The sequence below is a fragment of the Pseudomonas sp. AL10 genome (assembly GCF_029960685.1).
Classification (GTDB): Bacteria; Pseudomonadota; Gammaproteobacteria; order Pseudomonadales; family Pseudomonadaceae; genus Aquipseudomonas; species Aquipseudomonas lactis.
Window position 1 is genome coordinate 140,127 of record NZ_JASBQZ010000008.1, and the last position, 20,055, is coordinate 160,181.

Annotated in this window: 27 protein-coding genes; 15 read left to right on the forward strand and 12 right to left on the reverse strand. The window is 59.1% G+C overall.

Going from position 1 to position 20,055, the window contains the following annotated elements:
- The first annotated feature begins 67 nt into the window (after positions 1-67).
- From QK296_RS11515 to QK296_RS11530, 4 genes are all read left to right on the forward strand, one after another.
- Positions 68-784: a DUF969 domain-containing protein gene (locus tag QK296_RS11515; protein ID WP_057711706.1), complete on the forward strand. Its 717-nt coding sequence runs from the start codon at positions 68-70 to the stop codon at positions 782-784.
- Positions 781-1,731, forward strand: a complete 951-nt coding sequence (locus QK296_RS11520) for a DUF979 domain-containing protein (RefSeq protein ID WP_094773830.1) — start codon at positions 781-783, stop codon at positions 1,729-1,731. Before QK296_RS11515 ends, QK296_RS11520 begins: the two co-directional genes overlap by 4 nt.
- A gap of 7 nt (positions 1,732-1,738) precedes the next feature.
- Positions 1,739-2,368 carry a pyroglutamyl-peptidase I gene (gene pcp / locus QK296_RS11525; protein ID WP_137204292.1) on the forward strand — a complete coding sequence of 210 codons (630 nt, stop codon included), beginning with the start codon at positions 1,739-1,741 and terminating at the stop codon, positions 2,366-2,368.
- A gap of 63 nt (positions 2,369-2,431) precedes the next feature.
- Complete coding sequence (locus tag QK296_RS11530) at positions 2,432-2,923, forward strand: anti-virulence regulator CigR family protein (RefSeq protein ID WP_120248914.1); 492 nt, start codon at positions 2,432-2,434, stop codon at positions 2,921-2,923.
- A gap of 12 nt (positions 2,924-2,935) precedes the next feature.
- Here the strand turns inward: QK296_RS11530 and QK296_RS11535 are convergent, their stop codons facing one another.
- From QK296_RS11535 to QK296_RS11545, 3 genes are read right to left on the reverse strand one after another with little or no spacing between them, the layout of a single operon-like run.
- Complete coding sequence (locus QK296_RS11535; protein WP_034135977.1) at positions 2,936-4,336, reverse strand: heavy metal sensor histidine kinase; 1,401 nt, start codon at positions 4,334-4,336, stop codon at positions 2,936-2,938.
- Positions 4,333-5,004 carry a heavy metal response regulator transcription factor gene (locus QK296_RS11540; protein WP_003192516.1) on the reverse strand — a complete coding sequence of 224 codons (672 nt, stop codon included), beginning with the start codon at positions 5,002-5,004 and terminating at the stop codon, positions 4,333-4,335. The genes QK296_RS11535 and QK296_RS11540 overlap by 4 nt, the downstream gene beginning before the upstream one ends.
- A 42-nt stretch (positions 5,005-5,046) precedes the next feature.
- Positions 5,047-5,307, reverse strand: coding sequence for a DUF2790 domain-containing protein (locus QK296_RS11545; RefSeq protein ID WP_003192515.1), 261 nt, complete (start codon positions 5,305-5,307; stop codon positions 5,047-5,049).
- A 196-nt stretch (positions 5,308-5,503) separates the two neighbouring features.
- Here QK296_RS11545 and QK296_RS11550 point away from each other — a divergent pair, with 196 nt between their 5' ends.
- Positions 5,504-6,181, forward strand: a complete 678-nt coding sequence (locus QK296_RS11550; protein WP_003192514.1) for an HAD family hydrolase — start codon at positions 5,504-5,506, stop codon at positions 6,179-6,181.
- Between the two features lie 20 nt (positions 6,182-6,201).
- On the opposite strand, the gene QK296_RS11555 is transcribed toward QK296_RS11550, so the two are convergent.
- From QK296_RS11555 to csrA, 3 genes are all read right to left on the reverse strand, one after another.
- A complete protein-coding gene (locus tag QK296_RS11555; protein ID WP_034135975.1) occupies positions 6,202-6,498 on the reverse strand; it encodes a hypothetical protein in 297 nt (98 codons plus the stop codon).
- Between the two features lie 98 nt (positions 6,499-6,596).
- Positions 6,597-6,857 (reverse strand): hypothetical protein, encoded by a 261-nt coding sequence (locus QK296_RS11560; protein WP_003192512.1) that lies wholly within the window; start codon positions 6,855-6,857, stop codon positions 6,597-6,599.
- A gap of 210 nt (positions 6,858-7,067) precedes the next feature.
- Positions 7,068-7,262: a carbon storage regulator CsrA gene (csrA, locus tag QK296_RS11565; RefSeq protein ID WP_003192511.1), complete on the reverse strand. Its 195-nt coding sequence runs from the start codon at positions 7,260-7,262 to the stop codon at positions 7,068-7,070.
- A 249-nt stretch (positions 7,263-7,511) separates the two neighbouring features.
- Between csrA and QK296_RS11570 the strand changes: the two genes are divergently transcribed.
- Positions 7,512-7,892 (forward strand): SPOR domain-containing protein, encoded by a 381-nt coding sequence (locus QK296_RS11570; RefSeq protein WP_212614513.1) that lies wholly within the window; start codon positions 7,512-7,514, stop codon positions 7,890-7,892.
- 31 nt (positions 7,893-7,923) lie between these two features.
- Here QK296_RS11570 and QK296_RS11575 read toward each other — a convergent pair whose 3' ends face one another.
- From QK296_RS11575 to QK296_RS11585, 3 genes are all read right to left on the reverse strand, one after another.
- The gene (locus QK296_RS11575; RefSeq protein ID WP_003192508.1) at positions 7,924-8,613 is read right to left on the reverse strand and encodes an endonuclease I family protein; all 690 of its coding nucleotides are present in this window, start codon (positions 8,611-8,613) and stop codon (positions 7,924-7,926) included.
- 4 nt (positions 8,614-8,617) lie between these two features.
- Positions 8,618-8,869: a DUF1654 domain-containing protein gene (locus QK296_RS11580; protein ID WP_003192507.1), complete on the reverse strand. Its 252-nt coding sequence runs from the start codon at positions 8,867-8,869 to the stop codon at positions 8,618-8,620.
- 243 nt (positions 8,870-9,112) lie between these two features.
- The gene (locus QK296_RS11585) at positions 9,113-10,201 is read right to left on the reverse strand and encodes an asparaginase (protein WP_003192505.1); all 1,089 of its coding nucleotides are present in this window, start codon (positions 10,199-10,201) and stop codon (positions 9,113-9,115) included.
- A gap of 566 nt (positions 10,202-10,767) precedes the next feature.
- Here QK296_RS11585 and QK296_RS11590 point away from each other — a divergent pair.
- Genes QK296_RS11590 through QK296_RS11620 form a run of 7 tightly spaced genes read left to right on the forward strand, consistent with a single transcriptional unit; the run spans position 10,768 to position 17,739 of the window.
- Entirely contained in the window at positions 10,768-11,727 is a 960-nt protein-coding gene (locus QK296_RS11590) for a sugar ABC transporter substrate-binding protein (RefSeq protein ID WP_003192504.1), read from the forward strand.
- Between the two features lie 57 nt (positions 11,728-11,784).
- Positions 11,785-13,338: a sugar ABC transporter ATP-binding protein gene (locus tag QK296_RS11595; protein WP_003192503.1), complete on the forward strand. Its 1,554-nt coding sequence runs from the start codon at positions 11,785-11,787 to the stop codon at positions 13,336-13,338.
- Positions 13,335-14,312: an ABC transporter permease gene (locus tag QK296_RS11600; RefSeq protein ID WP_057711695.1), complete on the forward strand. Its 978-nt coding sequence runs from the start codon at positions 13,335-13,337 to the stop codon at positions 14,310-14,312. The genes QK296_RS11595 and QK296_RS11600 overlap by 4 nt, the downstream gene beginning before the upstream one ends.
- 3 nt (positions 14,313-14,315) lie before the next feature.
- On the forward strand, positions 14,316-15,338 hold the full coding sequence (locus tag QK296_RS11605) for a LacI family DNA-binding transcriptional regulator (protein WP_003192500.1): 1,023 nt from the start codon (positions 14,316-14,318) through the stop codon (positions 15,336-15,338).
- A gap of 23 nt (positions 15,339-15,361) precedes the next feature.
- On the forward strand, positions 15,362-16,279 hold the full coding sequence (gene rbsK / locus QK296_RS11610) for a ribokinase (RefSeq protein ID WP_282390930.1): 918 nt from the start codon (positions 15,362-15,364) through the stop codon (positions 16,277-16,279).
- A complete protein-coding gene (rbsD, locus tag QK296_RS11615) occupies positions 16,276-16,680 on the forward strand; it encodes a D-ribose pyranase (RefSeq protein ID WP_003192498.1) in 405 nt (134 codons plus the stop codon). The genes rbsK and rbsD overlap by 4 nt, the downstream gene beginning before the upstream one ends.
- Before the next feature lie 30 nt (positions 16,681-16,710).
- Positions 16,711-17,739 carry a nucleoside hydrolase gene (locus QK296_RS11620; RefSeq protein ID WP_032896207.1) on the forward strand — a complete coding sequence of 343 codons (1,029 nt, stop codon included), beginning with the start codon at positions 16,711-16,713 and terminating at the stop codon, positions 17,737-17,739.
- A gap of 33 nt (positions 17,740-17,772) precedes the next feature.
- Here the strand turns inward: QK296_RS11620 and QK296_RS11625 are convergent, their stop codons facing one another.
- Complete coding sequence (locus tag QK296_RS11625) at positions 17,773-17,979, reverse strand: hypothetical protein (protein WP_003192496.1); 207 nt, start codon at positions 17,977-17,979, stop codon at positions 17,773-17,775.
- 156 nt (positions 17,980-18,135) lie between these two features.
- On the opposite strand from QK296_RS11625, the gene QK296_RS11630 reads away from it, so the two are divergent.
- Together QK296_RS11630 and QK296_RS11635 are read left to right on the forward strand one after the other, a co-directional pair.
- Entirely contained in the window at positions 18,136-18,441 is a 306-nt protein-coding gene (locus QK296_RS11630) for a hypothetical protein (RefSeq protein ID WP_003192495.1), read from the forward strand.
- Between the two features lie 144 nt (positions 18,442-18,585).
- Positions 18,586-18,906, forward strand: coding sequence for an I78 family peptidase inhibitor (locus QK296_RS11635; protein WP_003192494.1), 321 nt, complete (start codon positions 18,586-18,588; stop codon positions 18,904-18,906).
- 68 nt (positions 18,907-18,974) lie between these two features.
- Here the strand turns inward: QK296_RS11635 and QK296_RS11640 are convergent, their stop codons facing one another.
- Complete coding sequence (locus tag QK296_RS11640; RefSeq protein ID WP_003192493.1) at positions 18,975-19,187, reverse strand: cold-shock protein; 213 nt, start codon at positions 19,185-19,187, stop codon at positions 18,975-18,977.
- Positions 19,188-19,476: 289 nt separating this feature from the next.
- A complete protein-coding gene (locus QK296_RS11645) occupies positions 19,477-19,791 on the reverse strand; it encodes a hypothetical protein (protein WP_019820908.1) in 315 nt (104 codons plus the stop codon).
- Between the last annotated feature and the right edge of the window lie 264 nt (positions 19,792-20,055).

Sequence of the window (20,055 nt, forward strand, 5' to 3'; positions counted from 1 at the left end):
GCTGTGAGCCCTTTGCTCACATCCTGCTGTAATGGCGCCGCAGCGCGCACTAAAGGACCTTCCCGCCATGCAAACTGTTGTGAACTTATGGCCGTTGATCGGCGTACTTGTCATCGTGGTCGGCTTTGTATTGCGCTTCAATCCGCTGTTGGTGGTCACCGCGGCCGCCATCGCCACCGGGCTTGCCGCCCAGTTCCCCCTGGAAAAAATCCTCGCCACCATGGGCGATGGCTTCCTTCAGACCCGTGCCCTGCAACTGATTCTGTTATTGCCGCTGGCGGTGATTGGCCTGCTGGAACGCCATGGCCTGCGCCTGCATGCGCAGAACTGGATCGCCCGCTTCGAACGCGCCACGGTCGGGCGCTTGCTGATCATTTATCTGTTTGTGCGTGAGTCCACGGCGGCCATGGGGTTGACGAGCCTGGGTGGGCATCCGCAGATGGTGCGGCCGCTGCTGGCGCCGATGGCCGAGGGCGCGGCGGAAAAGCGCTATGGCAAGCTGCCGGACAAGCTGCGTCACAAGGTACTGGCCATGTGCGCTGCCACCGATAATGTCGGGTTGTTTTTTGGTGAGGACATCTTCGTGGCCTTTGGTGCGATTGCGTTGATGCATACCTTCCTGCTCGGCTCGGGGATTGATGTGGAGCCGCTGCACATTGCGGTGTGGGGCATCCCGACGGCGATCTGTGCCTTCGTTATTCACGCTATCCGGTTGCATCGTTTCGACCGGCGCCTGACCCGCGAAATGAGCTCGGCCACTACCCCGGTGGAGGCTGCTCAATGATTATTTCCATTCAATACCTGTACTGGCTGGCGGGCGTGCTGCTGCTGATTACCGCCGGCATGATCCTGCTCGACCGTTCCCACCCCAAGCGTTGGTCGAGTGCGCTGTTCTGGTTGTTGTTCGCCGTACCGTTCCTTATAGGCGAGCGCCTGCCTTCGGTGCTCATCGGAGTGGGTGTGGTGGTGATGGCATTGATTGCGGGCTTGGGCGGCGTTGGTCGTGGCCAGCATGCCCAATTGCACGACAAGGCGTCCCGCGCCAGTGCCGGGCGCCTGGGCCACAAATTGTTCATCCCGGCGTTGGCGATTCCGCTGACCACGGTGATTGGCTCGGTGTTGCTCAAACACACCGAAATCGGCGGCGTACCGCTGCTGGACCCGAAGAACACCACCTTCGTCTCCCTGGGCATCGGTTGCCTGATCGCTCTTGGCCTGGCCTGCTGGCTGACCCGGGATACGCCGGTACAAGCGTTACGCGAATCCCGTCGCCTGACCGAAGCCCTGGGCTGGGCCATGGTGCTCCCGCAAATGCTGGCGATGCTCGGGCTGTTGTTCAATGAGGCCGGGGTGGGTACGGCGGTCGCTCATGTCACCACCACTTACATCAACCTGGACTACAAGTTGGTGGCGGTGATGGTCTATGTGCTGGGCATGGCCTTGTTTACCGTGATCATGGGCAATGGTTTTGCGGCCTTTCCGGTGATGACCGGTGGCGTCGGCGTGCCGGTGCTGGTGGGGATTTACGGCGGCAACCCTGCGGTGATGGCGGCCATTGGTATGTTCTCGGGCTATTGCGGTACGTTGATGACGCCCATGGCGGCCAACTTCAATATCGTACCGGCGGCGCTACTGGAACTGCCGGACAAAAATGCAGTGATCAAGGCCCAGATACCCACGGCGTTGATGATGCTGGTGGTCAATATCGTGCTGCTTTACCTGTTGATGTGAGGTCATTGTGCAAAGCGTATTGCTGACGGGCTTCGAGCCCTTTGATAACGCCCCGATTAACCCCTCGTGGGAGGCTGTGCGTCGGTTGGATGGCGTGCAGTTGAGCGAAGGTGTGCAAATTGTTGCGCGTTGTTTGCCCTGCGCATTTGCCTCCGCTGCCGAGACCTTACTGCAATTGATCAACGAACTGCAGCCGGCAATGGTCATCGCCACGGGCTTGGGGCCTGGGCGCAGTGATATTTCCATCGAGCGCGTTGCGATCAACGTTAACGATGCGCGTATTCCCGACAATCTGGGCGCTCAGCCAATTGATACCGCAGTGGTGGAGGGCGGCCCGGCGGCGTACTTCTCGACGTTGCCGATCAAGGGCATGGTCAAGGCGGTGCGTGAGGCGGGTATTGCGGCCTCGGTGTCGCAGACGGCGGGGACGTTTGTGTGTAACCAGGTGTTTTACCGCTTGCAGCATGCGTTGGCGGGGACTGGGGTGCGCAGTGGGTTTATTCACGTTCCCGGCTTGCCTGGATCGGGCGAGCCGTCGATGGCGTTATCGACGACCGTGGAAGGGGTGCGTGCGGCGGCGTTGGCCGCCTGGCAAACCCAGGCGGATATCGTTCTTACCGGTGGCCAGATCAGCTGACGCTATACGCTGTGTTGCAATTTCAACTACAGTTCCAGCACACCCTCGCCTTGGAAAGTTGCCATGTTAAAGCGTACGAAGTTCGTGTCGGTTGCGTTGTCGCTAGCACTGTCCGTGACCAGTGGCCTTGCCCTTGCAGATCCAGGTAATGGCAAAGGCCAAGGCAACAACAAAGGTGATGCCTATGGTGGGCAGGACACCGGCAAAGGTCACGGTAATAACAAAGGTAATGCCCAGGGTGGGCAAGGTAAGGGCAAAGACAAGGGCGGCCCATCCAGCAATGACTTCAGCGTTGATCGAGGTCGTGTGCTGAATGTGTTGGGCGGCCACCGCGATTATTGGCGTCCGGGCCCGGCCTTACCGCCTGGCATTCAGAAAAACCTGGCACGCGGAAAGCCACTTCCGCCGGGTATTGCCAAGAAACTCGACGGCCGCTTGCTGGGGCAGTTGCCTCGTTATGATGGTTACGAATGGCAGCAAGCGGGAACCGACTTGATATTGGTGGCCATTGCGACCGGTATCATCTACGAAGTTCTGAACGGTGCGTTTGATTGAGTTGCAGCGCCCTCAGGCTTCACGCCCAGGGAAGAACAACTCAAAGCAGGTCACGCCGTCTTCACTGCTGACGCGGTACCGCCCGTTATGCAACTGCATGATGGTCGCCACGATCGAGAGCCCCAGGCCGTTGGACTGGGACGACCGCTCGCGGGATTCATCCACCCGGTAAAACCGTTCGAACAGCCGCGGCAGGTGCTCGGCCGGGATCGTCTGGCCGTGGTTGCTGACCCTCAGGTTGATGCCCGCGCCATCCGGCACTGCCTGGATACTCAGCTCCGAGCCCGGCGCGCCATACTTGATGGCGTTGGCACACAGGTTGGCCAAGGCCCGGCGCAGCAACATCGGTTCAGCCCAGATCACCCCTTCGCCCAAGGCGGTGATGTGCATGTCCACATCACCCGCCAGCCCTTCGAAATAATCTGCGATACGTTCCACTTCATCCGCGGCGTCCAGCGCCTGGCGTTGGCGCAGTGCGCTGGCGGGGTCGGTGCGAGCCAGGAACAGCATGTTGTCGAGCATCCGCGCCAGGCGCTCCAGCTCTTCGACATTGGAGGCCAGCAGTTGCTGATAGCTCTCGATGCTGCGGTGCTGTTGCAGGGCCACCTGGGTTTCGCCGAGCAGGTTGTTGATCGGGGTGCGCAGTTCATGGGCCATGTCGGTGGACACTTGGCCCAGTTGTACAAAACCTTTGGCCAGGCGCTCAAGCATGGTGTTGAACGAGTCGATCATGGGCAGCAATTCTTTCGGTGCGCCGTGGCTGTCGAGGCGTTCGGCCAGGTTGCTGACGCCGATCCCTTGGGCGTGTCGGGCCAGACGGCGCAAGGGCAGCAAGCCGCGATGGACCAGTAGGTAACCGACCAGCGCCAGGGTGATCGCGGCGATACTCGCCAGGATGTATACGCTCAGACGATAACTGGCGAGTACCGCGGTGCGCTCGGTCATCAGGCGGCCGCTGGTGATTTGCAGGCTGCCCAGGTCGCCGGAGTCGATGGCCACGGCCACCATCGAGAAGGGAATACCGTTCAGGCCGGGCAAATGTTGCACGTCGCTCAACATGAGCCGGTGATCCTTGGGCAGCGGCTGGATCGACGGCAGCGCAATGTTCCCCGGGTTCACCAGCAGCAGCGGCTGCTGGCCGGGTGCGGCGATACTCAGCACCGATTCACGGTTGCCCAACATGTTCTGGAACAGCTCTGGCTTGGTCTTGATCAGGTCCAAGGTATTGCTGTCGTTGAGTAGGTTGCGTAATTGATCCACTCGGGATATCAGCGCGGCGTCATCGCGGCGGACCAGTTCGCGCTCCAGTTCCTGGTACAGCGCCACGCCCAGGGTTGCCAACAGGGCGAAGGCGAGCAGGGCGAAGATCAACGCCAGGCGCAGGGTCAGGGAGTAAGGGCGCTGGCGGCTCATGGCTGGGTATCGAAGCGGTAGCCAATGCCCCGCACGCTGTGGATCAGCTTGAGCTGGAACGGGTCGTCGATTTTCAGGCGCAGGCGCCGCACGGCGACGTCCACCACGTTGGTGTCGCTGTCGAAGTTCATGTCCCACACCCGCGAAGCAATCAGCGAGCGGGACAGCACCTGGTCCTGGTGCGTTGCGAACAGATGCAGCAGGGCGAACTCTTTGTTGGTCAGGGTAATGCGCGTGCCGGCGCGGGTCACCCGGCGCTTGAGTACGTCAATGTGCAGGTCGGCGATGTGCAGTTGCTCTTCATCCCGGCTCGGGCCGCGACGGTTGAGGGTGCGCAGGCGCGCCACCAGTTCGGCGAACGAAAAGGGCTTGATCAGGTAGTCATCGGCACCCAGTTCAAGGCCTTTGATGCGGTCGGCGATGTCATCGCGGGCGGTGAGGAACAACACCGGGGTATCGGCCTCTTTGCGCAGGCGGCGCAGCACTTCCCAGCCATCCATTTTCGGCATCATCACGTCGAGTACGATCACGTCGAACGGCGTCTCCAGGGCCTGGTGCAAACCGTCCACGCCATCGCGGGCCAGGCTTACGCAATGCCCCAGCTCCTGCAGGCCATTGAGCAGATAATTGCCGGCCTTGGGTTCGTCTTCGACTACAAGGATGTTCATGAGAAGTGCTCTGCTTCAATAAGTTGCGCCAGTGTAGCCCGATCAATTGTCATTGGTGCAACCGGTGCCCTGGACTTGATAATCCAGCACGTGTACGCGGTCTTGGTGGTCCAGGTAGCGCAGTTGCGCCGGCACAACCCCGCATTGGCCGTAGGTGTCGGTGCTCGACAGCACCTTGGCGACATCCAGGTGGACGAAGAAGCCGGTTTTGTCGTGGATCACGTTGGCGGCAGGGGCGGCGTCGGCAGCGAATACCGAGCCAGTGACGAGCAAAGCGGTGAAGCCCAGGGCAATCAGTTTCATGGTGGTGTCTCACGTTTCGGGTTGGCTACCGGGTTGGCAGTGAGTTCACGGTAACCAGGCGACCCCAACAGCCAACCAACAGGAGCATGACAAGTTCGTCATTTTTGCCTCGGAACTGACGGGCCAGGTCTCGGCGTTTACAAGCGCCTAAGTGATCCGTAGATTGCAGGGGCCCAGCCCATGAGGAAACCGCGCAGTGTCCAGTCCAAATCCAAGTGTATTTAGCCGGCGTTACCGTGCCTTCCTGTTCGACATGGACGGGACTCTGCTCAACTCCATTGCCGCTGCGGAGCGCGTCTGGGGCATCTGGGCTGCACGGCACGGCTTGGATGTGGAAGCGTTCCTGCACACCATTCATGGGGCCCGCGCGATTGATACGATCACCCGCCAGGCGTTGCCGGGTGTCGATCCACAGGTAGAAGCCCAATGGATCACCGAGGCTGAGCTGCATGATGTCGAAGGCATCGTGGCGATTCCCGGTGCGGTGGCGTTTTTGGCGAGCCTGCCCGCCGATCAATGGGCGTTGGTCACCTCTGCGCCAAAAGCGTTGGCCGTGCGCCGGCTGCAAGCGGCGGGCATCCCTGTGCCGGCGGTACTGGTGACAGCCGAAGACGTGAAGACGGGTAAGCCTGATCCGGCGTGTTATGTGCTGGGAGCCCAGCGCCTGGGTGTGCCGGTGCAAGACTGCCTGGTGTTCGAGGACGCCACAGTGGGTATTCAGGCAGGGGAAGCGGCGGGAGCGGATATCATGGTGGTGACCTCGACACATTTGGCGCCGATGGCGACTGCCCATGCTTGCATCGAGCAATATGGTGCGTTGAAAGCCCAGCGTGGGGCTGATGGCTTGCTGTCCCTGAGTCAGTTGGCGCCGTGATACGTGGAAGGCCGAGCCTGTTATCGGTCTCGGCCTTCCAGGCAATCGATGGGATCGGACAATGCCTGCAGCCGGCTGTTTTTCATACCCTGACGCGACAACACCATTTCCCTGAGGATCTCGGTGGCCAGCCGGTTAATGGCTTCTGTGCCGTGATAGTGCGCACGCACGATGCCGGTAATCGCGAAGTGATCGGTCTCTGGGCCAGTCAGCACGGCGGACAGGGTGCCGTCGGCATGCAGCGTGCACTCGACCCTGTAGCTGGGCAGGCGGTCAGCCAAGGCTTTTTCGATTTGGGATTTGTTGAGGGTGTCCATCCGTATTTGCACCTTTGATTGGCTACGCAGGGCAAGCCCAATGATAGGTGGTGCGGTGGCGCTGTAAATACCGGCGATCCGAAAGCAGGCAGCAGCGCTCAGCGTGCGGCTTTCTCGTGGGTGCGATGGGCGGCGCGCTGGCGCAACTTGCGCAAGATCATCTTCTGGATCGGCTTGAGGCAGAACACAAGCAGGTAGCCGCAGAGCAGAAGCGCCAGATCCACCCAGGAATGGGTGTCGGGATCGGCCCCTTCAACTTCCATTCTCAACCCACACCCGAGTGCCACGAAGACCAGCCCTATCAGCAGGGCAATCATCCAGGATCTTGAAACAAGGGGTTGCGACGCGGCTGGCCTCATCGACGTGTTCCTGAAATGCACTCGGATGGCAGGATAAAGTGTCAGAAATTGGGCTGCCAATAGCGCGACAAGTTCCGGATGCCCTGACAGTTTCATCTTGCAGCGAAGGGAATGTTCAAGGCGCGCTGGTCACGCGGGGAAACGCGAGCAGGCCAATTGGGTTTTCGCCAGCCGTTACAGTGAACGAAAAGGCTGGCTACTGGAGGCGTTTCAAGGCGTCTGGTTTTTATCGGGTGCAGTCAGGCCGGCCTGGATACGCTGGTAAATCTCCTCGCGATGCACGGCAACATCCTTAGGGGCGTTGATGCCGATTCGTACTTGCTGGCCGCTAACGCCCAGGATGGTGATCGTAATGTCATCACCGATGTTTATGCTTTCACCGACTTTGCGGGTGAGTATAAGCATGGACTTCTCCTTGAATTACTTTTAAGGACACATGTTTCAGACAGGGTAGGTGTCGGATGTGTGTAGCTTACTGCGAAGCGCTTCCCTGTGACTGCCTCTTTCTAGGACGCATAGAGGCGACATTAATTCCCATGGCGGTATCATACAGGTCGCGATACATGATTCGCATTGTTTAAGCCAACGTTTATGACGGCCAGAATAGACAGTGAATGGTAAAGTTGCCTCTTTGATCCTCAAAGGAGCAGGGCAGTGCGTAAAGTAGCGATGGCAATTGTGGTGTTGGCGTTGGCCGGATGCGGTGAAGGTAAGTCGGTCGACGCCCCCAAGGCCAAGCCTGCCGTGACCGAAAGCCTGCCGCAAACCGGTGCGATTGCCGCTCAGGAATGGGATATACGGGTCGGCCCGCCGGACCATAAGCTGCAGGCGATCACCGACCTGACCGCCTGGTTGCTGGAACACGGATTCAATTTCTACATCGTGAAAGTCGACGGCAAGGATGAGGTGCTATTGGGCCCGTTCGCGACCAAAGCCGAGGCCGAGGCCAAGCAGGCGCTGCTGAACGAAAAAATGGCGCGGGCCAAGAAAACCGACACCGTGTCGGAGATTATCGAGCACAACGTCGCGCAGTAGCAGGCCAAGTGGGCGGGCACCCCGCCCACGTTCAGCCGCAGGCCTTCAGGTTGACCGGGCCGACGAACTCATTACCACGCCCCATCACGCACGCCACGGTCTGGTTGCGCTGGCGCTCCCAGGTTTGCACCGGGTAGGTCTTGTTCCAGGCTTCATACAATTGCCGGTCCTGCTTCGACAGGCGCAGGCCGTATTGCTTGCTCATATAAAAATACGTGCGCGCGATCATTCCGCGAATGGACGGGCGCGGCATGACCTTCTTCGCCTTGAAGTCCACCTGGGTCAGGCATGAGCCGTACTGCCCGCTTTGCACCGGCAGCCAGCCAAAGCTGAAGTTGTTACGGTCGCCATTCACTTCGCCGATGCTCGGCACCAGGTTGTGCAGGTCTGCCTCGGCGCGCTTGAACACCTCATCATGGCGCGTGCAGTTTTTTCGCCCGCCGTTTTGCCAGCATTGGCGCAGATGCCCGATTTGCCAGGCCGGCACGATGTGTTCCCACTCAATGCGTGCGGCGCGGTTGGCGTTTTTACGCGGTATGTAACCGCAGGCTTTCAGGTTCACCCGGTTACCGGTGTATTTGCAGCCGCAATAGAATTCAGTGGATTGCGGCGCGTAGAGCTTCCAGGCGATTTTCTTGGCTTCGCTGAAGGTTCGAGGGGCCTGGGCGTTGGCGGTGACGGTGAAAAACAGACAGCACACAGCAATAAAACGGGCACTCATTGAATCAATCTTCCTTCGGCACAACCCAGAAAATCTGCACGCCACCGTCATCTCGATAGGCGAGGGTGACGTTGTCGTTTTCCGCAATCTCTTCCAGTAAACGTTGCCAATCGTTCTCCGGCTCATCGGGTAAACGGAAGATCAACGCTGCCTTGGCTTTCTGCGCGTTGGTCGAATTGATGATTTTTTGCACGCGAATGGCCAGGCGCTGATAGGCGTCAGGCGATGCAGGTGCTGCGGAAGAGGGCTTTGCCACAGAGCATTCCTTAATTGGCTGTACGCACATACAGTATTTAACTGTAGGCAATTTCGCAACTGCTTAAATTTCAAGAAGTTCGTCTGACAGCGAATCAGGAAGTTTGTTGAGAAGGGAAGGCAGGAACTGTAGGAGCGAGCTTGCTCGCGAAGAACGTTAACGATAACGCGTAAAGCCTGACTTAACGCGGCGCTATCAAGTTTTTCGCGAGCAAGCTCGCTCCTACGGGTGAATCAGCAGGGATCAGTACTCCCAGAAGATCCGTTGCAATTCTTTGCTGTCCTGGGTCTTGGTCAGGGCGACCATGGCCAGGATGCGGGCTTTCTGCGGGTTCAGGTCAAGGGCGGCGACCCAGTCGTATTTGTCGTCTGGCTGTTCGGCGTTACGCAGAACCATGCCACCGGCGTTGACGTGGGAAGAGCGAATGATCTGCACGCCTTGTTTACGCAGTTCCAGCAGCGCTGGAACGACCTTGGACGATACCGAGCCATTGCCGGTACCGGCGTGAATGATCGCTTTGGCACCCGCTTGGGCCAGTGCTTTGTAGGCGGTGTCGCTCACGTTGCCGTAGCCGTAGGCAATTTCAACGTCAGGCAGGCTTTTGATGGTTTTGATGTCGAACTCAGAATCCATGGTGTGACGCTTGGCCGGCAGGCGGAACCAGTAGGATTTGCCTTCAACGACCATGCCCATTGGGCCCCATGGGCTCTTGAAGGCTTCGGTTTTGATGTTGATCATCTTGCTGACGTCGCGACCCGATTGGATCTCGTCGTTCATGGTCACCAGCACGCCTTTGCCGCGGGCTTCCTTGCTACCTGCGACCGCAACCGCGTTGTACAGGTTGAGCATGCCGTCTGCCGACATCGCGGTGCCTGGGCGCATGGAGCCGACCACCACGATAGGCTTGTCGGTTTTTTCTACCAGGTTCAGGAAGTAGGCGGTTTCTTCAAGGGTGTCGGTGCCGTGGGTGATCACGATGCCATCCACGTCCTTGTTGTCGGCCAGTTCGGCGACACGGCGACCCAGTTGCAGCAGGTTTTCGTTGTTGATGCTTTCCGACGCAATTTGCATCACTTGTTCGCCGCGAACATTGGCGATCTGGCTAAGCTCAGGAACGCCGGCGATCAGTTGTTCGATGCCGACTTTGGCTGCCTGGTAGGTGGCACTGTTGGCCGCACTGGCGCCGGCGCCAGCGATGGTACCGCCGGTGGCGAGGATGACCACGTTGGACAGTTTGGTCTTGCTTTCAACTTCCTTTGCCTGGGCGGCGACGGGGAATAGCAGCAGAAGGGCCAGGGCGCCCGGAATAACGTTCTTCAATGCAGATTTCATTATTTTTCTCTCTGGTTTTTGATGAGTGCTGTAGCAGGTTCATCTAGAACACCCGGGCGGTTCTGAACGCCGCGAGGTGCTGAGAAAGAGCAGGATTTGTACCAGGCTGAGCATGTTGGTATTTTTAAATTAACTTATTGATTTAAAACAATTTAAAGTGAGGTTTCGGTTTGATGGGGTTGGGCGCTGTCCGGCTTTCCGAACGAGAAGGGCTGTGGTGTTCGGTTGTCCGAAAGCGTTCACGATTTGTCCGGGCACCCTGTGTGATCATTCGCCACACAGCCTGTCGTTTCAGAGAACGGTCACAGAGGGCGATTTTGCTTAAACGTATCAGCTGTCAGTAGCTGAAGGATAAGCTTGGAGGGCGCCCATGAAAGGCTCGCTGCCATCGTTGACAAATCTCGACAAGGTTCTCATAGTTTGCTCAACGCAAACGTTTGCGAGATGTTTCACTGGGCCCTTAGGCACATCGTCACAGCTCGTATCAGCCGCCCAGGTGGGAGGGCTGCCGAAGGGGTCTTCGGTGCAAGCGTTGCTCACAATAATCATAAGATCGGAGTGAACCCATGAAGCTGCCATTTGCTGGACGTCTTCTTGCTGTTGCTGTGCTTGCTGCCGCATCCGCCGCTTTGCCTCTCTCTTCTGCATTTGCCGATGACGCTGCCAAAACGCCTACCGTGGGTTTGGTGATGAAGTCCCTTGCCAATGAGTTTTTCGTCACCATGACCGACGGTGCGAAGGACTACCAGAAAGCGCATCCTACAGAATTCAAGTTGATCTCCAACGGCATCAAGAACGAGACCGATACCAGCGCTCAGATCGCCATCGTCAACGAAATGATCAACGCCAAGGTCGATGCGCTTGTCATCGCTCCCGCCGACTCCAAGGCACTCGCCAGTGTGCTGAAGAAAGCTTCCGATGCCGGTATCAAGGTGGTCAACATCGACAACCGCCTGGACCCGGAAGTACTCAAAAGCAAAAACCTCGATATCCCGTTTGTAGGCCCGGATAACCGCAAAGGCTCCAAGCTGGTGGGTGACTACCTGGCCAAGCAGCTGGCTGCCGGTGACAAGGTCGGCATCATCGAGGGCGTACCCACTACCACCAATGCCCAGCAGCGTACCGCAGGTTTCAAGGATGCGATGGACGCGGCAGGCATGAAGATTGTTTCCACCCAATCCGGTAACTGGGAAATCGACCAAGGCAACAAGATCGCCGCAGCGATGCTGAGCGAAACGCCAGATATCAAGGCGCTGCTGGCCGGTAACGACAACATGGCCCTGGGCGCCGTCTCCGCCGTGCGTGCGGCAGGCAAGGCCGGCAAGGTGTTGGTGGTGGGTTACGACAACATTGACGCGATCAAACCAATGCTCAAGGACGGCCGCGTGTTGGCCACCGCTGACCAGGCCGCTGCCCAGCAAGCCGTGTTCGGTATCCAGAACGCGCTGAAGCTGGTCAAGGGTGAGAAAGTCGATGCCAAAGATGGCGTGATCGAAACCCCGGTCGAACTCGTCATCAAGCAGTAATCCTGGCAGTACCCAACAGCGCCCGCTCGTCCTGAGCGGGCGCCTGGAGATTTTCCTATGTCATCTTCCGCCCCGAACGCTGTCCTCTCGGTCAGCGGTATCGGTAAGACCTATGCCCAACCGGTTCTGTCCGACATCACCCTGACGCTTAATCGCGGGGAAGTGCTGGCGCTGACCGGTGAAAACGGCGCAGGCAAAAGTACCTTGTCGAAGATCATCGGCGGCCTGGTCACGCCCACCACCGGGCACATGCAATTCAATGGTCAGGATTACTGCCCTGCCAGCCGCACCCAGGCCGAAGCCTTGGGCGTGCGCATGGTTATGCAGGAACTCAACCTGCTGCCGACGCTGACCGTGGCTGAAAACCTGTTCCTGGATAACCTGCCAAGCCGCTGTGGCTGGATCAGCCGCAAACAGCTGCGCAAGGCCGCGATCGAAGCCATGGCCCAAGTCGGCCTGGACGCGATCGACCCGGACACGCTGGTGGGCAGCCTGGGCATTGGTCACCAGCAAATGGTCGAGATCGCTCGTAACCTGATCGGCGACTGCCATGTACTGATCCTTGACGAGCCCACGGCGATGCTTACTGCTCGTGAAGTCGAGATGCTGTTCGAACAAATCACGCGCCTGCAGGCTCGAGGCGTGGCGATCATTTATATTTCGCACCGGCTCGAAGAGTTGGCCCGTGTCGCCCAGCGCATTGCGGTATTGCGCGACGGCAAACTGGTCTGCGTCGAACCGATGGCCAACTACAACAGTGAGCAACTGGTGACCTTGATGGTCGGTCGCGAACTGGGCGAACACATTGACCTGGGCCCGCGCACCATCGGTGGCCCGGCCTTGACGGTGACGGGCCTGACCCGTTCGGACAAGGTTCGTGATGTGTCCTTTGAAGTGCGCGCCGGTGAAATCTATGGCATTTCCGGCCTGATTGGCGCCGGCCGCACCGAATTGCTGCGCCTGATCTTCGGCGCCGACCCGGCCGACAGCGGCACCGTGGCCTTGGGTTCGCCGGCCAAGGTGGTGAGCATTCGCTCGCCGGTGGACGCGGTCGGTCATGGTATTGCCCTGATCACCGAAGACCGCAAGGGCGAGGGCCTGCTGCTGACCCAGTCCATCAGCGCCAACATCGCCCTGGGCAACATGCCGGAAATTTCCGGCGGTGGCGTCGTCAACAGCCGCAACGAAACCGCTCTGGCCAAGCGCCAGATCGACGCCATGCGTATCCGCAGTTCCAGCCCGACGCAGCTGGTGTCCGAGCTGTCGGGTGGTAACCAGCAAAAGGTGGTAATTGGCCGCTGGTTGGAGCGCGATTGCGCGGTGATGCTGTTCGATGAGCCCACCCGCGGTATCGACGTCGGTGCCAAGTTCGACATCTATGCCTTGCTCGGTGAACTGACCCGCCAGGGCAAAGCGCTGGTGGTGGTGTCCAGTGACCTGCGTGAGCTGATGCTGATCTGTGACCGCATCGGCGTGTTGTCTGCCGGGCGCCTGATCGAGACCTTCGAGCGTGACAGCTGGACCCAGGACGAATTGCTCGCCGCCGCCTTTGCCGGCTATCAGAAACGTGATGCGCTGCTCAACGAAGCCGCGCCTAGGAATACCCCATGAAAACAAGCATTTCCCCCGGTAAAACTGGCGGCAACTTCTATGGCCTGGGTACCTACCTGGGGCTGGCGGGTGCGTTGCTGGCGATGATTGCGCTGTTCTCGCTGCTCAGCGATCACTTCCTGTCCTATGACACCTTCAGCACCCTGGCCAACCAGATTCCGGACCTGATGGTGCTGGCGGTGGGCATGACCTTCATCCTGATCATTGGCGGCATCGACCTGTCTGTGGGATCGGTATTGGCATTGGCGGCCTCGGCAGTAAGCGTGGCGATCCTGGGCTGGGGCTGGAGCGTGTTGCCCGCCGCCCTGTTGGGCATGGGCTGCGCGGCGTTGGCCGGCACTATCACAGGTTCCATCACGGTGGCCTGGCGCATTCCGTCATTTATCGTATCCCTCGGCGTGCTGGAGATGGCCCGCGGCGTGGCCTACCAGATGACGGGCTCGCGCACCGCTTATATCGGTGATTCGTTTGCCTGGCTGTCCAACCCGATTGCCTTCGGTATTTCCCCGTCGTTCATCATCGCCTTGCTGGTGATCATCGCGGCCCAGTTGGTACTGACCCGTACGGTCTTCGGTCGTTACCTGATCGGCATCGGCACCAACGAAGAAGCGGTGCGCCTGGCGGGCATCAATCCCAAGCCTTACAAGATCCTGGTGTTCAGCCTGATGGGGCTGTTGGCCGGTGTGGCGGCGTTGTTTCAGATTTCGCGTCTGGAAGCGGCGGACCCGAATGCCGGTTCGGGCCTGGAGCTGCAAGTGATCGCCGCCGTGGTGATCGGTGGCACCAGCCTGATGGGCGGGCGTGGCTCGGTCATCAGTACGTTCTTCGGCGTGTTGATCATTTCGGTCTTGGCCGCCGGGCTGGCGCAGATCGGCGCGACGGAACCGACTAAACGCATCATTACCGGTGCTGTGATCGTGATCGCCGTGGTCCTCGACACTTACCGCAGCCAGCGCGCCAGTCGGCGGGGCTGAGCCATGGCAACGATCAAGGATGTGGCAGCGCTTGCAGGTATTTCCTACACCACCGTGTCCCATGTGGTGAACAAGACGCGCCCAGTCAGCGAGCCGGTACGCATCAAGGTCGAGGCGGCGATCAAGCAGTTGGACTACGTGCCCAGTGCCGTCGCACGCTCGCTCAAGGCCAAGACCACGGCCACCATTGGGCTGCTGGTGCCCAACAGCCTCAACCCGTATTTTGCCGAGCTGGCTCGGGGTATCGAGGATTACTGCGAGCGTAATGGCTATTGCGTGATCCTCTGCAACTCGGATGACGACGCAGAGAAACAGCGCAGTTATTTGCGCGTGTTGCTGGAAAAGCGCGTCGACGGCTTGATCGTGACCTCCGTAGGTGGCGATGACAGTGGCCTTGCCGCAGGCTTGAGTGCAGTGCGCACGCCCATGGTGATTGTCGACCGGGCGCTGGATGGGATTGATGTGGACCTAGTGCGCATCGATCACGAGGAGGGCGCTTACCTGGCGACCCGGCACTTGCTGGAATTGGGGCACCGGGACATCGCCTGTATCGGCGGCCCGGGGCATACCCGCGTGGCGCAGATGCGCCTGGCGGGTTACCAGCGTGCATTGCGCGAGGCGGGCATCGAGGTGTTGGCCAGTCGTACCCTGGAAAGCGATTTCACCAGCACGGGCGGTTATGCCGCAGCCGTACAGTTATTATCGCAACACCCGCCCAGCGCGATTTTCGCCAGCAACGATATGATCGGGTTTGGCGTGCTGCGCGCCGCTGCCGAGCGCAATGTGCGGGTGCCGGGCGAGCTGTCGGTCATCGGTTTCGATGACATTCAGATGGGGCGCTACGTCTACCCGGCGCTGACGACGGTCGGCCAGTCGATCCTGCAATTGGGTGAGACGGCAGCCGAATTATTACTGCAACGAATAGCAACACCCCAACTGCCGATCGATCAACGTATCGTGACGCCCAGTATTGTTTTGCGTGAGTCGACCGCGCCATTGGCTGATGTGTTCGCCCAATACCGCTGAACCGAATTGATGAGTACTGATGTATGCCAGCAAAAGTAGTGGTAATAGGCAGCTTGAACATGGATCTGGTCACCCGCGCCAGTCGCTTGCCGCGTGCCGGTGAAACCCTGATCGGCCAGACATTTTCCACTGTGCCCGGTGGCAAGGGCGCCAACCAGGCCGTCGCCTCGGCACGCCTGGGGGCGAGTGTCGCCATGATGGGGTGCATCGGTACCGACGCCTATGGCAGCCAATTGCGCGATGCGCTGTTGGTGGAAGGGATCGATTGCCAGGCTGTCAGCACGGTGGACGGCTCCAGCGGTGTGGCGTTGATCGTGGTCGATGACAGCAGCCAGAACGCCATCGTCATTGTGGCCGGCAGCAACGGTGAGCTGACGCCTGCGTCGCTGCGAACGTGCGACGCTGTGCTGCAGGCGGCAGATGTGATCATCTGTCAGCTTGAGGTGCCAATGGAGACCGTTGGGTATGCGCTCCAGCGGGGGCGCGAACTGGGCAAGACGGTCATTCTCAACCCGGCCCCGGCAAGCGGGCCGTTGCCCGCTGATTGGTATGCCTCGATCGATTATCTGATCCCCAATGAAAGCGAGGCCAGCGCCCTGAGCGGCGTGACGGTCGACTCCCTCGACAGCGCCAAGGTCGCCGCGACCGCGCTGATCAAAGCGGGCGCCGGTAAGGTCATCATCACACTGGGCGCCCAGGGCGCGCTGTTTGCCGACGGCAAGAGCTTTGAGCACCTGGTGGCGCCGAAGGTCAAGGCGGTGGATACCACCGCTGCTGGCGATACCTTTGTCGGTGGCTTTGCCGCCGCGCTGGCCGCGGGCCAGAGCGAAGCCCGGGCGATCCGTTTTGGCCAGGTGGCGGCGGCGTTGTCAGTGACCCGCGCCGGCGCTCAGCCTTCCATTCCTACGCTGCACGACGTACAAGGTTTTGTGCCCGCATGAAAAAGACCCCTTTGCTGAATATCGCCCTGTCGCGCGTGATCGCGTCCCTGGGCCATGGCGACATCCTGGTCATCGGCGATGCCGGCCTGCCGGTGCCTCCCGGCGTCGAACTGATCGACCTGGCCCTGACCCAAGGCATCCCGGACTTCATCAGCACCTTGCGCATCGTGCTTAGCGAAATGCAGGTGGAAAGCCATGTTCTGGCAGAAGAGATCCTGCTGAAACAACCGCCCGCGCTGACCGCGCTAAATGCGCTCACAGAGCAGGCTGAACTGGGCGAACGACGCCTGCTCAGCCATGACCAATTCAAGCAATTGAGCCGCAATGCCCGCGCCGTGGTGCGCACTGGCGAGTGCCAGCCGTACTGCAATATCGCGCTGGTGTCCGGCGTAACGTTCTAGCGTCCCACCCCCAATGACAAGGAGTGCTTTATGCAACGTGGTCTACCTACCCTGAAAAACCTGTTCCGGAGTGTTCTGCTTTTGTCCGCGCTCACTGCTGCAAGCGCCCAAGCGGCGGAAAAAATCGACCTGATCATCGATACCGACCCGGGTGCCGACGATGTGGTGGCCTTGCTGTTCGCCATGGCTTCGCCGCAGGAACTGAGCATTCGTGCGCTGACCACCGTGGCCGGCAATGTGCGCCTGGACAAGACTTCCCGCAACGCGCGCCTGGCGCGCGAGTGGGCAGGGCGCGAGGACATCCCGGTGTACGCCGGTGCGCCAGCGCCGCTGCTGCGCAAACCGATCTACGCCGAAAACATCCATGGCAAGGAAGGCATTTCGGGCGTCACGGTGCATGAACCGAAAAAAGGCCTGGCCGAAGGCAATGCGGTCGACTACCTGATCAAAACCCTGAGCAGCGCCAAGCCGCACAGCATCACCATCGCCATGCTCGGCCCACAGACCAACCTGGCACTGGCACTGACCCAGGCGCCCGAAATCACCCAGGGCATCAAGGAAGTGGTCGTGATGGGCGGCGCGCACTTCAATGGTGGCAATATCACCCCTGTGGCTGAGTTCAACCTGTTCGCCGATCCGGTGGCGGCTGAGATCGTGCTCAAAAGCGGGGTGAAGTTGACCTACCTGCCGTTGGACGTGACCCATAAAGTCCTCACCAGCGACGCCCGCCTGAAGAAGATTGCGGACCTGAACAACAACGCGAGCAAGGTGGTCAGCAGTATTCTGAATGAGTACGTCAAAGGCGATATGGAGCACTACGGCATTCCGGGTGGCCCGGTCCATGACGCTACCGTGGTGGCGTACCTGCTCAAGCCTTCGCTGTTCAGCGGCCGTGAGGCCAACATGGTGGTCGACAGCCGCGAAGGCCCGACCTTCGGCCAGACCATCGTCGATTGGTACGACGGCCTAAAGCAGCCCAAGAATGTGTTCTGGGTTGAGAATGGCGACGCGCAGGGCTTCTTCGATTTGCTGACCGAGCGACTGGCACGTCTGAAGTAAGGTGTTTTACCGGGCGGCGCTCGTCGCCCGGTTCTATTCGCGCTCTTGGGCGCCCATGTAGTCGGCCGGGTATTTCTCGAATATCTGGCCAATGAACGCTTGCGCCGCCTGGGTGCCCAGTTCCTTGACCAACAGGTCGATACCAATGATCGCCAGTTCCTCCGGGCTTCCGGGGCTGTAGGAACTTTGCCCTTGGGGCCACTTGGCTTTGATGTCGGCTTGAAGCGTTACGGTGGTCATGGAAATCTCACGGGCTGAAAATGCGTGGTAATGCACTGGAACGCCGTTCCAGAGGGGCGCAGTTAAGCATTTTGTACGGCGTTTGGCACTGCTACTTAGGCATGACGCAGAGGCTGTGCGACACTGTCGGCCTGTTAAATGGCCGGGAAACACCGCGTGCAAATCGATTTGAGCAAGCTCGACAACCTGACGCTGGAGGCTGTGCGCCAAATGCTTGGCAGCGCCAGTGACGACGAACATACCCAGCTGCGGGTGACCAAAAAAGGCGTCGCCTACATTTCTTCCGGCGTAGTCGGGGGGGCTGATATCGATGGCCTGCTGTTTCGCCTGGAGACCTGGGCCAAGGGTTCCGGTTATGTCGGTCTCGTGGCGGCCAGTGACGAAGTTTGGGTCATGCAGATTTTTAACGCACTGAAGCAGAATTGGCCTACAGCGACGTCAGACTATATCGACATCTACTAAGGACGTTCATATCTAGTCACGATTGACAGGGCGCTTGCCAGCAGTGAGTCAGGCAGACTTGCCCACCAGCGGTTAACGTCTTGAAACCAATCGCTTTGACTGCTGTCGCACGATCTCTGTCCACTTTTTATCATAGGAGGCTTCATGCCTTGGAAGCTCGCATCATTCGGTACTTTGTTGGCTGCGCTCGCGTTGGCGGGTTGCAGCACCCCGGGTGCCTCTGAGCCAGGCAAAGCTGCCACTGCGACCGATGCCGGTCATAGCCGCTGTGAGTCGAAGGCTGCAGAGTTCGCCATCGGCCAGAAAGCCTCGCCTCAATTGCTGGAACAGGCCCGCACGCGTGCCGGCGCGCAGAATGCACGCATTCTCAAACCCAATGACATGATCACGCTGGAGTATCGCTCCGACCGCTTGAACCTGAACACCGACAACAACCTGGTGATCAACCGGGTTAACTGCGGCTGATGCGGCTTTTGCATCACCCATAAAAAACCCCGTCACATGGACGGGGTTTTTTTTAGCTCAGCGGAGAATTACTCGCCGCGAACCTGTGCAGCTTGCATACCCTTTTGGCCTTTCTCAGCCACGAAGGAAACGGTTTGGCCTTCTTTCAGGCTTTTGAAACCGTCGCTTTCGATAGCTTTGAAGTGTACGAACAAGTCGTCACCGCCACCTGTAGGAGTGATGAAGCCGAAGCCTTTTTCATCGTTGAACCATTTAACGGTGCCGGTTTGGCGATTAGACATGGTGTATCTCCAAGAAACATATATTTTCAGTAGTGCTGTGCTGCTCAGGCCAACTGGGCACACCGGGCTATCATAGTCGAAATGTTCGGCTTGGGAGCCCCCCCAAGGCACTGTTTGCTAATCAATCGCTTTGCGTTTGATCCATCATTGGGCTGAAAGCCCCTATTTACGGGGCTTTGCGACGACATATCAGCTATTAAAAAAAGCCGTAAAACCTGCATAATTTGTGCGAAATGGCAGTTTTCAGGCTGTTTTTCCAGCGAAATGGCCGTCGAATCGTCAGCCAATCTTACTTTTTCTTCACCACTTTGCAGGACGAAATAGCCGCGACCGCTTTGTTTTTAAGCTCCGGGCTGGCGTTCTGGTTGGTCATCAATTCCTTGATCTCGGCAGTGCTCAATTCGGCATTGATCTTGTCGGCGCCACATTCACAGTGGGCTTTGGCAGTTTTGACGTCCACGTTCTGGCTGGCGGCGGCACTGCAGTCGTTGACGAAGGCGTCACGGGCGCCGGCTGGCCAGTTGGAAGGGGCTGCAGCCTGCGCGCCGAGGGAAAGGAGGCTCAGGGTAGCGGCGACAGCGAGGGTAGAGGTAAAACGCATCATGGGGATGCTCCTTTGGGTCGAGGACGAACGGCGATTCTCAGTGGCTTTGAGGCCCTACGTACAGCTCAAGTTCACTTTCACAGCTATAAAGCCATGAATTGCTCTTTACCCAACGCTTGGCCGACGCGATGACCGTTCATCTGTGCTAGCATCCTTGCCTGGCTATTTCCCGGCGCGCCATTTGCCGCCTTGCCAGGTTCTTTTTGTTCACTCCAGTCACTCTGGTTCGATTATCGGTTGGCCGAAAGGCTCCTGCCGCTGTAA